Raw genomic sequence first — 15,220 nt, forward strand, 5'->3', positions numbered from 1 at the left:
GAGTGACACAGGAGGCCTTACAAGTAATGGAAGAAATATTATCGGTATTTAACACTATTCCCAGTCCGTATTCGGACCTGGCGGCGGTAGCTGTAATATTCGCAATCATAGCTCTGATTTCTTTGGTTATCACCTTCCTGTTCGAAGAAAAACCGGCAAAAGAGGCTCCCGAGGGGGAAAAGGAACAACCGGTCCAGTACGAGGCTGAGGGGATTAAGGAAGCGGAAGAGGCTGAAGGGATTAAAGCGCCTCCGAGCGAAGAATTCCAAGCGCCGCGTGAAGAAGCAGGAATCGAGGAAATAGCGGAGCCCGAAATCAGGGAAGTTGAAACAGAAGAAATAGATGACATAACGGGGGCGGAATTACCGGAAGAGAGCCCTGCGGTTCAGGCAGCGGAAGAATTGAGAGAGGAACAGCAGCCGGTCGAAGCGGTAGTTGAGGAAATAGAAGAAACAAAAGAGGGGCTCTTCGCGAGGCTCCGGAAGGGTTTATCCAAAACCCATACGGGACTTTTCGGCAGGCTCAACGAGGTGCTTTCGAAGGGGGAAATAGACGAGAGCGTATGGGACGATTTCGAAGAGACCCTTATAATGGCCGACCTGGGAGTAAGCACGACAATGAAGCTGAGGGAAAAGATAGAATCCGATTTGGAGAAGAACTCCCTGAGCGACACAAGCTCTATTACAGGCGGGCTTAAAGGAGAAATACTCAGGATATTAAAGAATGCTGAAGGAAATCCGATCACGGCAGATGAAAAACCGTTTGTGGTAATGGTGGCCGGAGTCAACGGTGTCGGTAAAACAACCACAATAGGAAAGCTGGCAAACAAGCTTAAAAAAGAAAACAACAAGGTTATGGTGGCCGCGGGGGACACATTCAGAGCGGCAGCGACGGAACAGCTTGAAATCTGGTCCAAAAGGGTCGGAACGGATTTTATCAAGGGGCAGAGCGGAGCAGACCCTTCGTCGGTTGCTTTCGACGCCGTCAAAGCGGCTTCGGCACGGGGAATGGACATTCTAATTATAGATACCGCAGGCAGACTCCATACCAAGGGAAACCTGATGGACGAGATAAAGAAAATGAAGAGGGTCATTTCCAAAGAGCTCGAAAAAGCCCCTCACGAAACACTGCTTGTGCTGGACGCAACCACGGGTCAGAACGCAATCCAGCAGGCAAAGATGTTTAACGAAGCCCTTGATGTAACGGGAATCGTCCTCACAAAACTCGACGGAACGGCGAAAGGCGGCGTGATCGTGGCTATAGCGGACGAGCTGAACATACCCGTCAAGTATATAGGTATTGGAGAAAGCCTGAGCGACCTGAGAGAGTTTCACGCGGAGGAATTCGTGGAGGCCCTGTTTTATTCCGGGGATGAAACCCTGCATTAAAAGACTCGAGCCGAGATATCGAAATAAACAAAACTATTGAGTTTATATGCCCACGCACCAAGACGAAAAATATATGTCGATCGCCCTTAAGCTGGCCAAAAGGGCGGAAGGCATGACAAGTCCGAACCCCCTTGTGGGGGCGGTAGTGGTCAAAAAGGGGGAGATAATAGGAAAGGGGTATCACCGGAAGGCCGGTCTTCCTCACGCGGAGATAGAAGCGTTTAAAGACGCGGAAAAAAAGGGGCATAATATCAACGGTTCTACACTCTACGTATCTCTTGAGCCCTGCTGCCACAAGGGCAAAAGGACACCTCCCTGCGTTGACGCTATAATAGAAAAAGGGGTGACAAAGGTGGTGGTAGGCTCGCTCGATCCCAACCCGAAAGTAAGCGGAAAGGGGGTGAAAACGCTTGGAGAAAAAGGTATCAATACAGTAACCGGCGTTCTCGAACAAAAATCAAGGGACATAAATGAGAGCTTCAAAAAATATATAACGACAGGTAAACCGTTCGTAATCCTGAAGCTCGCGGCGACACTCGACGGAAAGATAGCCGCCCGCACCGGGGACTCGAAGTGGATAGGAAGCGAGAAACAGAGGGAGTATGCGCACAAACTGAGGAGCAAGGCTGACGCCGTAATGGTCGGCATTGGAACAGTGCTCACCGACGATCCGCGCTTGAATGTAAGGCTGCGGAAAAAAACAGTGAGACAACCCGTGCCCGTAGTGCTAGACCCGGGGCTCAGGACGCCCCCGGAATCCAGTATATTGGCGCTCCACGACTCCGTTTTTATAGCGACAGGAAAATCCTGCGACAAAAGAAAAAGAGAGAAACTCGAAAGCGCAGGGGCGAAAATAATTGAAATCAGCACGGATAGACAGGGACTCTTGAACTTAAATGAACTCCTCGTTGCGCTGGGAGACTACGAAATCACAAGCCTCCTCGTTGAAGGGGGAAGCAGGACCGCGGCACATGCGCTCAGGAGCGGGATTGTGGACAAGGTGGTTTTCTTCTATGCGCCTAAGTTAATGGGTGGAGACGGTCTCAGCATGATAGGCGACCTCGGCATCTCCAAAGTCGGAAATTCTTTGGAGATAGACGGGATTAGTATAAAAAGATACGGGAGCGAGTTTATGATAGAAGGCTATATAAAAAAGAGACAACCGGAAGGGTGATAATTTTTTAGCGGAATTATGGAGAATAACGGCAAAAAGAAAGTCGGCCTATTCGGAGGGACGTTTGATCCCGTGCATATGGGACACCTGCGGGCCGGGGAGGAAATAAGGGAAATGCTCGGACTCAGCGAGGTTTATTTCATTCCATCCGCCCTGCCACCTCACAAGGAAAGCTCGGAAGTTACCCCTTCACGTCACAGGCTCAAAATGCTCGAGCTTGCGCTCGACTCAAACCCGTTTTTCGAGATATGCGAATATGAAGTAGAGAAAAGCTCCGCTTCTTACACAATCGAAACCTTAAAATACCTGACCGGTCTTCATGCCGATCATGAATTTTACTTTATCGTGGGGAACGAGCTGTTTTCCGACATTGAAACATGGAAGGATTACAGGGAGCTGTTTAAACTGTCGAACTTCGCCGTAATCACCCGGCCGGGCTTTTCAAACGGCGAACCGCCCAAACCGCCGCTTGCCCTCGGCGCCGATTTTAGTTATGATAAAAATACAGAGAACGTGATATTTTATAGAAATAAAAATTCCAAAGTTATCGCTTTTACACAAATCCGGGGTCTTGAAGTATCCTCCACCGAAATAAGGCGTCTTATAAAGACCGAAAAGTCTATCAGATACCTGGTTCCCGGCCCGGTGGAAGAGTACATCATGTCTAACATGCTCTACCGCGGGGAGGAAGCTCAATAGAATCCAAGAAGAAAGCCTTGTCGATCGCTCAGGCGGCCTGGGAGAAAAACGCCGAAGATCCTGTAGTTATAGAGGTAAAATCTTCAAGCGATGTTACCGATTATCTCATGATCTGCAGTGCAAATTCTACGAGAGGCGTAAAAACGATCGTGGATAATATCGAGAAGAAATTGAAAGGTATGGACGAGAAAATTATCGGCATTGAAGGCCACGCTGAAGGGAAGTGGGTATTGGTGGATTCCGCGGATGTGGTCGCCCATATATTTTATGAGCCCTTGAGGGAATTTTATAATATAGAAAGCCTGTGGATAGATGCCCCGCGCGTAAAGATTTCCTTTGAAAAACAACTCCTAAAAAAAACCGATCGGTACACGCAGATTCAGGCAGCGGATTAAAGACGTCTGCCACACTCGTGTTTAGCTGAACGATAAACAAAAGCTGAAAAAAAATTTTATCGCCGGTTTATTTTTCTCTTTTTGTATCGAAAGAAAGTCCTGCCTGCCGGGTCTTATCAGCTTGACCCTGTAAATGGGAAATTAGTTAAGGCTAATTCGCTCTTTGTTCCTACTGCCCTTCTTTAACGCCGCGTCTTCTTATGAATGCGGGAATCTCAAACTCGTCTTCGCCAATGTCAGTAGGGAGCTTTGTAACTATTTTATTTATGCTCTGAGCTCTCACAGTCTGTATTCCGGTCGCAATAACGGTTAGTTGAACGGCTTCCTTGAACTCGCTATTGAACACGAGACCGAATATGAGGTTTACGTCTTCGTGAGCGCGGTCCTTTATGTAATTGCACGCTTCGTTCAGCTCCTCGATCCCGAAGTCCGGGGAAGCGGTGACGTTGAGCAATATCCCGGTCGCCCCCTCAATGGATATATCCTCGAGAAGAGGACTTGTTATAGCGGCTTCGGCGGCTTCTATCGCCCTGTTAGTGCCTTCGGCAAAGCCTGTTCCCATGAGCGCTTTCCCGCCGTTCTCACCCATAATGCTCTTTACGTCGGCGAAGTCCACATTGATGTAACCGGTGCCGGTGATGATATCGGATATTCCGCGCACTGCCTGGTGGAGCACCTCGTCAGCCCTCGTAAAAGCGTCTAGGATACTTATGTTATGCACTTCGGTGAGGCGGTCGTTCGGAATTACAATCAGTGTGTCAACTTCTTTCTCTAGATTTTCTATGCCCTCGAGCGCCTGCTTATTCCTCTTGGGGCCTTCAAACCCGAATGGTTTCGTAACCACGCCCACGGTGAGAGCGCCGACATCCTTTGAAGCCTGCGCTATGACTGGAGATGCGCCTGTTCCGGTACCTCCGCCCATCCCGGCAGTAATGAAGACCATATCCGCGCCTTCAAGAACCTCGGCAAGCTTTATCTGGTCCTCGATAGCCGCCTCTCTGCCCAACACGGGATTACCGCCCGAGCCGAGGCCTTTGGTAGTCCTGTTGCCGATCTGAATCTTGGAAGGGGCAAGTGATTTTCTGAGGTCCTGAGCGTCAGTATTGGTCACAATGAAATCGACGCCGTTTAAACCCCTTTCTATCATAGCGTTTATAGCGTTACCGCCGGCTCCGCCGGCTCCGATAACTTTTATCTTAGCCTTAAGCTCGATATTAGTGTCTTCTAGCTCAAAATTTGCCATATTTAACACCCTCCTCCATTATCGTTAATCCATTTTAACCTAAAAAAACTCTTGAAACCAGTTTTTCATACTATCAAATATTTTTTTGAAAACATTTTCATCTCTTATACGTAATTTTTTATCACCTTTGTAACCGGCGCCGTAAAGAACGAGCCCGACACCGGTCGAATAAACAGGGTTCGCGATTATGTCGCTAAGCCCGCCGACATCGGTAGGAATACCCATTCTGACAGGCATCTCCAGCACTCTTTCGGCAAGCTCAACCGTGCCGTTCATAATCACGCTTCCGCCCGTTATAACCACACCCGCAGGCGCAAGGTCTTCAAAACCCGATTTTCTTACCTCTCTTTTAACGAGAGCGAAAATTTCTTCCATCCTGGGCTCTATGACCATAGCGAGGTCTTTTCTGGATATTTTTCTGAAATTTCTTCCCCCCACGCTCGGCACCTCTATTGTCTCCTCAGGCGATACGAGCTCGGCCAGGGCCGTTCCGTATTTCTCTTTAATTTTTCTGGCTTCGGCAAGCGGAGTCGATAAACCGAGCGCAATGTCTCTGTCTATATTATCCCCACCGAGGGTAACGTTCTCCGTGTATCTGATACTGCCGCCGACGAATATAGCTATATCGGTTGTTCCGCCGCCGCAGTCGATCAGCACGACCCCGATTTCCTTCTCATCATCGGTGAGGACCGCTTCGCTTGAAGCGAGCTGCTCGAGCACGATATCCGCAACGTCCATCCCCGCCCCGTGTATGCATTTAACCAGATTCTGAGCCGCGGTAACCTGGCCTGTCACTATATGAACTTTCGTTTCGAGCTTGATCCCGTAAATACCGACGGGGTCTTTTATTCCGCTCTGACCGTCCACGACGTATTCCTGGGGTATGACGTGAATGATTTCCCTGTCCGCGGGGATTAAAACAGCGTTTGCGGACTCAATTACCCTTTCTATATCCCTTTTCGCAACTTCCCGCTCCCTGATCGTAATCATGCCGTGCCCGCTTATGCCCTTGATATGCCCTCCCGCAATTCCGACGAATACGGTTCTGATCTCACATCCCGCCATGTGCTCCGCTTCTTCGACAGCGTGCTTCACCGACTGAATCGTGTTATCTATATTCACGACCACGCCCCTCTTGAGACCGTATGAGGGATATGTGCCCACCCCTATTATCTCAACTTCCCCAGTAGAGGGATTAAAATCCCCGACGATAGCGCATATTTTTGTAGTTCCTATATCCAGGCCGATTATCAAATCCTGTTCCCTACCCATCCTTAGCTCCGGATGAAGCCGACGGTGGTTGAAAATTAACTACACCCATATTTTCCGAGCTTATATTTATATAATATTCTTTAAGTCCCAAGCTATCCGAATGCTTTAAGATTTTTTCGATCTTATCCCACTTCTCGACAATCTTGTTTCTATCGAATTCTATACGGCGGTTATCGTTCGTAAAAACCTTGATGCCGTATATAGGATCTATATGGACTTCGGAAATATCGTTCCAGTTGAGAACGATGCTGCTCTTAGACAATTCCAATATATCGAGGGCCTCTTTCAACAGATCCGGGTTCTCTATAACTTCGCCTATCAGAACGGGAAAATCAAGCCCCATATCAAAATTTCCGGACCCGAGCATGTTGCCCGACCTGCTTATATAAAAAGGCTTCCCCCCCCCGGAGATAACAATACAGTAAACCTCTTCTTCTTCTATTTCTATACGCACCTTTTTAGGGAATTCTTTATTGACCGAAACCGTCCTGATCCAGGGATTGCCGAGTATGTCCTCCTCGACCTGATTCTCGAAAAAGAAAATGCTGCTGAGACCCCGGTGCAATCCTGACCTTTTGATAATCTCTCTTTCGCTGATTCTGTTATTTCCGCTTATTTCTATCTCTTCCACCGTGAATATTCCGAGACGAAGGCTCGCGTAAGAGGCTACGCCCAAAACGGTCAGTACCGCCAGGAGGGACAAAATTATTACGAATCTACGATAAGGAAAGCCTTTATTCTCTTCCACTTTTTTCCTTTCCTATTATTTTTACCTCCGTTTCAAGGGTGATTCCCCTTTTAAGCAACGCCTCTTTTTTCGCGGTCTCTATCAGCCGAAGCACGTCGCTTGCTTTCGCGCCACCGGAGTTAACGATAAAATTCGCGTGCAGCTCGGAAAATCTCGCCCCTCCAATTCCAAATCCCTTGAGTCCGAGCTCTTCCAGGAGTCTTCCCGCCGCAATATCAGGCGGATTCTTAAAAATGGAGCCTGTATTGGACATTTTGATGGGCTGTGTCCGGTTTCTGCGCTCCATATATTCCTTTACATTCTTTTCTACTTCCTCTTTATTCCCCTTTCTGAGTCCGAAGACAGCTCTTGTGATTACGCATCCCTCGGGCAGATGACTCTTCCGGTATTCGAATTTAATTTCATTCCTGTCAATGGCAATTTCCTTACCGTCAAGCCACACCCAAACCGTCTCCAGGACATCTTTTATCTCGCCGTTATTGGCTCCCGCGTTCATGAATATCCCGCCTCCGACAGTTCCCGGAATGCCGGCGGCGAATTCAAAACCGGTAAGACCGGCTTTAACCGTTTTGTTCAGTATGGTTCCGAGCACGGCTCCCGTCTCGGCGAAAACCTTTTCGTCTTCCCCTATCTGAATATTTTTCAACTTTCTGGTAGATACAACCACGCCGTCTATACCGTCATCGTACACTACCGTGTTTGAACCCGCGCCGAGCACGACCCTGGGCGTATCGGTTTCCGACAGCAGATTCAGCACCTTTATAAACTGCTCCATGTTCCCAGGAGTGACGACAAAATCGGCACTACCCCCTACGCGGAGAGAGGTGTATTTATTCATGGGGAATTTTTGATCGACCTCGCAGCCGATAAGCTCCAATTGACACTCCAAAACACTCATGCGATTTCCTCTGCTATTTTCTCCCCTATAGTCCAGACATTTCCGGCCCCGAGGGTAATAACGACGTCGCCGGGCTTTAATAAATTCAGAACCGAGGCCTCTACGTCATTACTGCCATTTGAGTAAAACACGTTTTTGTGCCCGGCCTCCTTTACAGACCGGAACAGGGACTCTGATGTAACGCCTTCTATCGGCTCCTCTCCGGCCGCGTATATATCGAGAAGAAAGAGCACATCTATCTCGCGCAGAACACTTGTAAATTCCTTAAAGAGGCGGCTTGTTCTCGAATATCTGTGGGGCTGAAAAATCGCCACAATCCTGCCCGCCCCGGAATCCTTAAGGGCATCGATCGTGGCTTTTATCTCACTCGGGTGATGAGCGTAGTCGTCGAGCACCAGTACGTCTCCGCCCCGCCCCTTGATCTGAAGCCTTCTGTCTATACCCGTGTATTCGAGAAGACCCTGTCTCAGCTGTGCGAAATCCATGCCGAGCTCCATTCCCACGGCAATAGCGGCGAGTGCATTCTGCGCATTATGCCTGCCGGGGACTTGAAGACTGATTTCACCGAGACGGGAATTATTGAGAAATACCTCGAATTCGGTCTTAAACCCTGAGATATTTACATTTTCGGCTCTAAGCTCGGCCTCGGGGCTGAAACCGTAGGTGATCGACCTTTTTTCAAAACCTTTTGAGATTGCGCTCACGCGGGGGCAGTCCACGCAAACCACCGAAAGTCCGTAGAAAGGAATCTTATCTAAAAAGCTTGAAAACGCCTGTTCCAATTCCCTTATTCCGTTGTAATGATCCATGTGCTCTTCGTCGATATTGGTCAGAACCGATATCACCGGCGAGAGCAAAAGAAAAGAACCGTCGCTTTCGTCCGCTTCAACTACCATAAAATTTCCCTTTCCGAGCCGCGCGTTAGTGCCGAGAGCCTTAACCTTGCCGCCCACTACTATAGTCGGGTCAAGCCCGCCGTGGGAGAGTACTGCAGAGATCATAGTAGTCGTTGTTGTTTTTCCGTGACTTCCGGCGACGGCTATCCCGTATCTGAGCCTCATAAGCTCGGCGAGCATCTGAGCCCTCGGAATCACGGGGATGCCGAGACTCTCAGCCTCGATTACCTCGGGATTCCGGTTATTAACAGCCGAGGATATCACTACAACCCCGGCTCCGTGAACATTTTCAGCGCTATGTCCCACGGATACCGATGCCCCGAGATTTCTAAGCCTGTCGATAGTACCGGATTCCCTTAAATCGGAGCCCGTGACTTTATATCCCATATTGATAAGTAGCTCGGCGATACCGCTCATTCCAATACCGCCTATTCCCACAAAATGAATACGTTTAATTTTTCCGTACACTAAATCTCTCCGCCCAGTTTTGATATTTCGTCCGCTATCGCCCCTGCGGCTCCCGGTTTCCCCAGGGCAGCGGCGGCGGACGCCATGCTATTTAGTTTGTCTTTCCCAAGCGCCCCGGTCAATGCCCGGGAAAGATTTTCAGGAGTGGCCTCTTTATCCTCAATGACAATCGCCGCCCCCGCCCGCTCGAGCACCCTCGCGTTTTCCATTTGATGGTTGTTGGCCGCATGGGGATAGGGGACGAGCAGAGACGGTTTTCCAAGCGCGGTAATCTCGGATACCGTTCCGGCCCCCGCCCTTCCGATTACGAAGTCGGCGCCGGCGTAAGCGCCGGCCATGTCCTCGATGAATGTGAGAACACGGGCTTTAATGCCGAATTTCTGATAGAGATTTTTTACATAATCGTAGTCTTTCAGTCCGGTTTGATGTATTACGGAGATGTCCTCTCTGCCTAATTCGGCAAGCGCCTCGGGAACGGACGCGTTGAGTCTGTGCGCGCCCTGGCTCCCTCCGAAAACTAGAATCACGACGGCCTCAGCCTTCTTTTCACTACCGGCGTTTCGGAGGATTTCATTTCTTACGGGATTCCCGGTGAGAAGAACCTTATCACCGGGGAAATAGGACCTGCTGTCCTCGAAAGCAACAAATACCCTCTTAACCAGTTTCCCCAATATGCGGTTAGTCACTCCGGGATAGACATTTTGCTCGCAGACAGCTGTTGGGATACCGTAAAGACTCGCCGCAAGCACCATAGGGCCCGAAACGTATCCTCCCACGCCTAAAACCGCATCAGGCCTGAAATTTCTTATAACAGACAACGAGTCGAAAAGACCCGCGAGCGAGGAAAAGATTGCATTTACACTATTTAACAAGCTCCTGCCCTTTATTCCCCGCGCCCTTATGTGCTCTATCCTAAAACCCCTTTTTGAAAGCAAATCGTTCTCCAACCCTCTACTCGTACCTACAAAAAGGATGTTGTTCGAGGGATTTCTTCTCTTTATCTCCTCGGCAATCGAGATTGCCGGAAATATATGCCCCCCTGTGCCTCCCCCGGCAATTATCACCTTCATTTCAAGCCCGATTTAGATACGTTAAGTATTATTCCTACAGCTGATAGCGTAGTTATGAGAGACGTTCCTCCGTAACTGATGAACGGGAGGGTGAGGCCCTTTGTGGGGAATAATCCGACCGCAACCGCCATATTTATACCGGCCTGAAGCGCAATCAGAAGAATACAGCCGAATACCAGATAACAACCGAACAGATCCGGGGCCCTTAGCGAGACCCTCATGCTTCTTACGAACAGGACCGCGAAGCCGATTATTACGAGCGCAATACCGATAAAACCCAGCTCCTCGCCTATTATGGAAAATATGAAATCAGTATGAGCCTGCGGGAGAAAGAACAGCTTCTGAGAGCTGTCGCCGAGCCCGGAACCGTAAACCCCTCCGTGAGCGAATGCCACAAATGACTGTATGGCCTGGTAACCGGAGCCGAGAGGGTCTTGCCAGGGGTCGAGAAACGACATCACGCGGTTCATCCTGTAGCCCTTGGTTACGACGGCGAGACACAGGAATATTACCGAAACGACACCTACCGGGATCAGGTATTTCATTTTTACTTCCCCGATAAATAGCATTCCGAAAAGAACGACAAGCATCGTCGTCGCGGTGCCGAAATCGGGTTCGAGAAGCACCAGAATTACATAAACGCCCGCAATCAGTATGTGAGAAGCGAAACCGACTAAAAAGTTATCGAGCTTGTCCCTTTTCTTCGTAAGCGAATGGGCAAGATATAGAACGAGTATATATTTAGCTATCTCGGAAGGCTGGAAGGAGAAAAATCCGAGGTCTATCCATCTTCTTGCCCCGCTCACCTGCTTTCCGATTCCCGGAACCAGCACGATGATCAGCAGGACAAAGCCGATCAGGTAAGCGGGATAAACCAGCTTTCTCAGAACCCTGTAATCCAGTCTCATAAAGAAAAACATGCATATAAGTCCGATCACAAGATATATTGAATGCCGAATCAAAAAGTAATTCGCGTCGCCGTACATCTCAAGGGAGTAAACCGAGCTTGTGCTGTAGACCATAAGGAGCCCGACCGCCGTTAGAAAAACGGCGGAGATTATTACGCCCAGATCGAACGTTCTTCCTTTCGCGGAACTAAATATTTCGAACAATTTCCTTGTATCTCCTTCCTCTGTCTTGATACGACTGAAACATATCGAAGCTTGAACATGCCGGTGAAAATAAAACCGTGTCGCCGGGGTCGAGGTTCTCGAGCGTTTTATCCACGGCGTCATCAAGGGTATCCGCTAAAACCGTATTGACCGCTGACCCGAGCTCCTTTTGCATTCTGAATCTGGACTCCCCCATCAGCACCATGCACTTTACTTTTTTCATTATCACGTCCCTGAGCGGATCGAAGCTTACGCCCTTATCCTTGCCGCCTGCGATAAGAATTATCGGAGCGGGAAGGCTCTCAAGCGCCCGAAGCGTGGCCCCCGGACTCGTCGATTTGGAATCGTTATAGAACTGCGCTCCTCTTATCACTCCGAGAAACTCGTTTCTGTGGGCTAGGGGACTGAACTCAATAACGGCTTCTCTCAGAACTTCAGGGTCGCATCCGAAGACCCTTGTCGCCGCGATAGCGGCCATTATGTTTTCAATATTGTGGTAACCGATCAGCTTGACTCCCCGCATATCGTACGACTCGCTGCCGTAATTTATACTGCACCCGTCATATGAAATACCGTTTTCGTCCCGACTATCGCCGAACGGGATTTTTCTTGATTTTATCCGGGGCAGATATTTATTTATCACCTCATCGTCGGCCTTGTAAATACACCAGTCGCTCACGGACTGGTTGGAAAAAATCTTCATCTTGGATTCAACATATTCATCAAACGTCGCGTGATGATCCAGGTGATTGGGGGAGATGTTGAGAATTACGGCTACATCGGGACGGAAGGTTTTTATGCCCTGGAGCTGAAAACTGCTTAATTCAAGCACTAGTATGTCGTAACGCTCATAATCCCGGGCGATCTCAATAAGCGGCGTGCCTATGTTGGCGCCTAAGAACACCTTTTTACCGTTTTTTTCGAGGATGTGCGAAATCAATGTCGAGGTAGTGGTTTTTCCGTTCGAACCTGTAACGGCGATTACGGGCTTGTCGATGAATCTCGACGCGAGCTCGACTTCGCTGATTACCTCTATGCCTTCCTCCAGCGCATCCCGGACGGGAGGTATATTAAACGACACACCGGGGCTCAGAACGATGGTCTCGGCGGATAGAAATGTTTCCCTGATGTGCCTTCCGGCCTCGAGCCTGACTCCCCGGGAACCGAGCATCTCGGCCTGTTCCCTTATTTTTTCAATAGGCGAATTGTCGCTCACAGACACTTTCGCCCCCTTTTTCAGGAGAAATTTAACAGTCGCGATACCGGTCTTACCGACTCCCACGACAAGCACCTTTCTTCCGTTAAGTTCCATAAGAGCTTTATTTCCACCACCTTGCAAATAAGTACCTGTAATTCTAAAAACTATCTCAATTTGAGTGTCGAAAGAGCGAACAAAGAAAGAACGAGAGAAATGATCCAGAACCTTATGACCACTTTGGACTCAGGCCAGCCGCAGAGCTCAAAATGATGATGGAGAGGAGCCATCTTGAAAACCCTCCTGCCGGTGAGCTTAAACGACCCGACCTGTATAATCACCGACAGAGCCTCCATGACGAAGAGACCGCCTACGATTATTAACAGGATTTCCTGCTTTATTATAAGCGCGACAGAGCCTATAGCGGCGCCTAAGGCGAGCGACCCCACGTCTCCCATAAATACCTGGGCCGGATGGGAATTGAACCAGAGGAACCCCAGACAGGCTCCCCCGACCGCGGCCAGAAATACGGCAAGCTCTCCCCCCTCGGGGATGTATGGTATCTGAAGATACCTTGAGAACTCGACGTGACCGGAAAGATAGGCGAATACAATATAAGTCGCCGCCGCTACAACGATAGAGCCTATAGCAAGCCCGTCCAGTCCGTCCGTGAGGTTAACGCCGTTTGAAGCCCCCGCTACGACCATAATAGCGAAGGGGAGATAGAACCAGCCGAGATTAATCACGGCCTTTTTGAAAAAAGGGAAAACGACGGACGTAAAGGAATAATCAGAAAACCGGCCTGCGTTTGCAGCCATGCTAAATACGCTCACATCGCTCATAAGAACCAGAACGAATAATAATCCGAAGACCAATTGAAGCGTGAATTTAACGCGCGCCTTCATACCCTTTCCCCTTGTAAATTTTAACCAGTCATCGAGAAACCCGATGAGGGCGTAGCTAAAGGTAAAGAGGAGTACAATCCAGATAATTTCGCTCGTGAGGTTTACCCAGAGCAGCGAAGAGAACCCTATCGCTATAACGATAAAAACCCCTCCCATAGTGGGTGTGCCTGCTTTGGATTTATGGGTTTCAGGACCGTCGTCGCGTATACTCTCCCTGAACTGTCTTTTTGTGAGGAACTTAATAAAAAGCCCTCCGAGAACAATACTGATCAGGAATGCAGTAACGCCGGCTCCGAACGAGCGAAACGTTATGTACCTGAAGACATTAAAAAGTATAAAATCACCCTTAAGTAGATAGAGAAGATGAAACATTACGATATTCCCTCAACTAAAATCTTTGTAACTTCTTCCATTCTTGAGCCGCGGGAACCTTTAATTAGTACGAGATCCCCGGGTTTTGCGATGGCTTTCACTATATCGGCGGCTTCTCCGTGGGTCGCGGCCAGGGAACCTTCTACGGCATTCCCGGCCCCGTTCAGAATCGAGCTCCCGAATTTTCCACAGGCTACAACGTAGTCAACGCCCAAAGCGGACAAATATTCTCCCAGTCCCGCGTGCTCTTTCCCGCTCGCAGCTCCGAGCTCAAGCATATCACCCAGGACCGCTATCGCTCTCCCGCCCCCCTTTAACTTAACGAGCTCGTCTATGGCGCTCCGCATGGATTCGGGATTCGCGTTGTACGTGTCGTTAATAATCCTGAAACCCCTTGGGCTCTCCACGACCTCAAGCCTCATGTGCTCGGGTGTAAACGTCTCAAGCCCGGACTTAATCTCCTCTTTGCCGCAGCCAAGGGACAAGGCTATACCGGACGCGCAAAGGGCGTTCATAACGTTATGTATACCGATCCCCGTCAGTTCGACCGGGAACTCCGTTCCTTCTATGCACATCAGGAACCCGATACCGGAAAATTCATTCTGCTCGATTTTTCTTGCCGACAACATTGTGCCAGGCGATTTTAGTCCGTAAGTGATCTTGTCGCATTTCGTATTCTCGGCGATTTGGGCAATCCTCGGATCATCCGCGTTTACGACAAACGTCCTGCCCCCCTCAAAGCTTTCCACAAGCTCGCCCTTTGCTCTTGCTACCCCGTCTATTCCGCCCAGTTTTTCAAGATGCGCCCTGCCTATGTTCGTAATAGCTCCCACATCTGGATCCGCTATCTCGGCTAGCCTTCTAATTTCTCCGAAATCGTTCATTCCGAGCTCGACCACAGCGGCCCTGAAACTTTCATTAAGACCCAGGAGCGTGAGCGGCAGTCCGATGAGGTTATTAAAATTGCCTGTATTTTTAAGTGTCGGATGCTTCTGTGAAACTATGCTCCACACCATCTCCTTCGTGGTGGTCTTTCCGTTAGACCCGGTAATCGCCGCAAGCTTAAGATCGGGAAAACCCTTTCTCCAGCTCGAAGCCAGGTCCCCGAGAGCTCTCAGAGTAGAAGGCACGCCGATTAAAAGTTTGCCGTTTGCGCGTTGATGCCCCCCCGTCTCGATCACCGCAGCACCTGCCCCCTTACCGAGAGCCTCGTCCACGAATTCATGACCGTCAAAATTATCGCCCCTGAGGGCGAAAAAGATCTCCCCTCCTCGCACCTTCCTCGAATCGGTGCTGACGCCTGAGAAATTACCCTTCCCGAGGCCGGAAACGATCTTTCCATTCATTGAATCAAGTACGAAATCAAGTTCGAGCATTTTATTCCT

14 protein-coding genes are annotated in these 15,220 nt (G+C 49.4%); 4 read left to right on the forward strand and 10 right to left on the reverse strand.

The features are described from left to right. Nucleotides 1-26: 26 nt before the first annotated feature. From ftsY to rsfS, 4 genes are read left to right on the forward strand one after another with little or no spacing between them, the layout of a single operon-like run. Nucleotides 27-1,388: a signal recognition particle-docking protein FtsY gene (ftsY, locus tag RIG61_03285; protein ID MEQ9618179.1), complete on the forward strand. Its 1,362-nt coding sequence runs from the start codon at nt 27-29 to the stop codon at nt 1,386-1,388. A gap of 46 nt (nt 1,389-1,434) precedes the next feature. Continuing rightward, on the forward strand, nt 1,435-2,562 hold the full coding sequence (gene ribD, locus RIG61_03290; GenBank protein MEQ9618180.1) for a bifunctional diaminohydroxyphosphoribosylaminopyrimidine deaminase/5-amino-6-(5-phosphoribosylamino)uracil reductase RibD: 1,128 nt from the start codon (nt 1,435-1,437) through the stop codon (nt 2,560-2,562). Between the two features lie 18 nt (nt 2,563-2,580). After that, nucleotides 2,581-3,261 carry a nicotinate-nucleotide adenylyltransferase gene (gene nadD, locus RIG61_03295; GenBank protein ID MEQ9618181.1) on the forward strand — a complete coding sequence of 227 codons (681 nt, stop codon included), beginning with the start codon at nt 2,581-2,583 and terminating at the stop codon, nt 3,259-3,261. A 17-nt stretch (nt 3,262-3,278) separates the two neighbouring features. After that, the gene (gene rsfS, locus RIG61_03300) at nt 3,279-3,656 is read left to right on the forward strand and encodes a ribosome silencing factor (GenBank protein MEQ9618182.1); all 378 of its coding nucleotides are present in this window, start codon (nt 3,279-3,281) and stop codon (nt 3,654-3,656) included. Nucleotides 3,657-3,825: 169 nt separating this feature from the next. Here rsfS and ftsZ read toward each other — a convergent pair whose 3' ends face one another. From ftsZ to murF, 10 genes are read right to left on the reverse strand one after another with little or no spacing between them, the layout of a single operon-like run. Next, entirely contained in the window at nt 3,826-4,899 is a 1,074-nt protein-coding gene (ftsZ, locus tag RIG61_03305) for a cell division protein FtsZ (protein ID MEQ9618183.1), read from the reverse strand. Between the two features lie 39 nt (nt 4,900-4,938). After that, on the reverse strand, nt 4,939-6,171 hold the full coding sequence (gene ftsA / locus RIG61_03310; protein MEQ9618184.1) for a cell division protein FtsA: 1,233 nt from the start codon (nt 6,169-6,171) through the stop codon (nt 4,939-4,941). Beyond that, the gene (locus RIG61_03315) at nt 6,164-6,919 is read right to left on the reverse strand and encodes an FtsQ-type POTRA domain-containing protein (protein ID MEQ9618185.1); all 756 of its coding nucleotides are present in this window, start codon (nt 6,917-6,919) and stop codon (nt 6,164-6,166) included. The genes ftsA and RIG61_03315 overlap by 8 nt, the downstream gene beginning before the upstream one ends. Continuing rightward, entirely contained in the window at nt 6,906-7,817 is a 912-nt protein-coding gene (gene murB / locus RIG61_03320) for a UDP-N-acetylmuramate dehydrogenase (GenBank protein MEQ9618186.1), read from the reverse strand. The genes RIG61_03315 and murB overlap by 14 nt, the downstream gene beginning before the upstream one ends. After that, nucleotides 7,814-9,181 carry a UDP-N-acetylmuramate--L-alanine ligase gene (gene murC / locus RIG61_03325; GenBank protein ID MEQ9618187.1) on the reverse strand — a complete coding sequence of 456 codons (1,368 nt, stop codon included), beginning with the start codon at nt 9,179-9,181 and terminating at the stop codon, nt 7,814-7,816. The genes murB and murC overlap by 4 nt, the downstream gene beginning before the upstream one ends. Next, nucleotides 9,181-10,251 carry an undecaprenyldiphospho-muramoylpentapeptide beta-N-acetylglucosaminyltransferase gene (gene murG, locus RIG61_03330; protein MEQ9618188.1) on the reverse strand — a complete coding sequence of 357 codons (1,071 nt, stop codon included), beginning with the start codon at nt 10,249-10,251 and terminating at the stop codon, nt 9,181-9,183. Before murG ends, murC begins: the two co-directional genes overlap by 1 nt. Then, nucleotides 10,248-11,363, reverse strand: coding sequence for a putative lipid II flippase FtsW (gene ftsW / locus RIG61_03335; GenBank protein MEQ9618189.1), 1,116 nt, complete (start codon nt 11,361-11,363; stop codon nt 10,248-10,250). Before ftsW ends, murG begins: the two co-directional genes overlap by 4 nt. Beyond that, the gene (gene murD, locus RIG61_03340; protein MEQ9618190.1) at nt 11,347-12,675 is read right to left on the reverse strand and encodes a UDP-N-acetylmuramoyl-L-alanine--D-glutamate ligase; all 1,329 of its coding nucleotides are present in this window, start codon (nt 12,673-12,675) and stop codon (nt 11,347-11,349) included. Before murD ends, ftsW begins: the two co-directional genes overlap by 17 nt. Before the next feature lie 50 nt (nt 12,676-12,725). Beyond that, complete coding sequence (gene mraY, locus RIG61_03345; protein MEQ9618191.1) at nt 12,726-13,835, reverse strand: phospho-N-acetylmuramoyl-pentapeptide-transferase; 1,110 nt, start codon at nt 13,833-13,835, stop codon at nt 12,726-12,728. Next, nucleotides 13,835-15,211, reverse strand: coding sequence for a UDP-N-acetylmuramoyl-tripeptide--D-alanyl-D-alanine ligase (gene murF, locus RIG61_03350; GenBank protein MEQ9618192.1), 1,377 nt, complete (start codon nt 15,209-15,211; stop codon nt 13,835-13,837). Before murF ends, mraY begins: the two co-directional genes overlap by 1 nt. Between the last annotated feature and the right edge of the window lie 9 nt (nt 15,212-15,220).

This window comes from Deltaproteobacteria bacterium, from assembly GCA_040223695.1.
Classification (GTDB): Bacteria; Desulfobacterota_D; UBA1144; order Nemesobacterales; family UBA2774; genus JAVKFU01.

Excerpts from the sequence above, each read along its gene's own strand:
- ftsY (MEQ9618179.1), top strand. The coding sequence starts at position 27 with ATGGAAGAAATATTATCGGTATTTAACACTATTCCCAGTCCGTATTCG.
- ribD (MEQ9618180.1), top strand. The coding sequence starts at position 1,435 with ATGCCCACGCACCAAGACGAAAAATATATGTCGATCGCCCTTAAGCTG.
- nadD (MEQ9618181.1), top strand. The coding sequence starts at position 2,581 with ATGGAGAATAACGGCAAAAAGAAAGTCGGCCTATTCGGAGGGACGTTT.
- ftsZ (MEQ9618183.1), bottom strand. The coding sequence starts at position 4,899 with ATGGCAAATTTTGAGCTAGAAGACACTAATATCGAGCTTAAGGCTAAG.
- ftsA (MEQ9618184.1), bottom strand. The coding sequence starts at position 6,171 with ATGGGTAGGGAACAGGATTTGATAATCGGCCTGGATATAGGAACTACA.
- murB (MEQ9618186.1), bottom strand. The coding sequence starts at position 7,817 with ATGAGTGTTTTGGAGTGTCAATTGGAGCTTATCGGCTGCGAGGTCGAT.
- murG (MEQ9618188.1), bottom strand. The coding sequence starts at position 10,251 with ATGAAGGTGATAATTGCCGGGGGAGGCACAGGGGGGCATATATTTCCG.
- murD (MEQ9618190.1), bottom strand. The coding sequence starts at position 12,675 with ATGGAACTTAACGGAAGAAAGGTGCTTGTCGTGGGAGTCGGTAAGACC.
- mraY (MEQ9618191.1), bottom strand. The coding sequence starts at position 13,835 with ATGTTTCATCTTCTCTATCTACTTAAGGGTGATTTTATACTTTTTAAT.
- murF (MEQ9618192.1), bottom strand. The coding sequence starts at position 15,211 with ATGCTCGAACTTGATTTCGTACTTGATTCAATGAATGGAAAGATCGTT.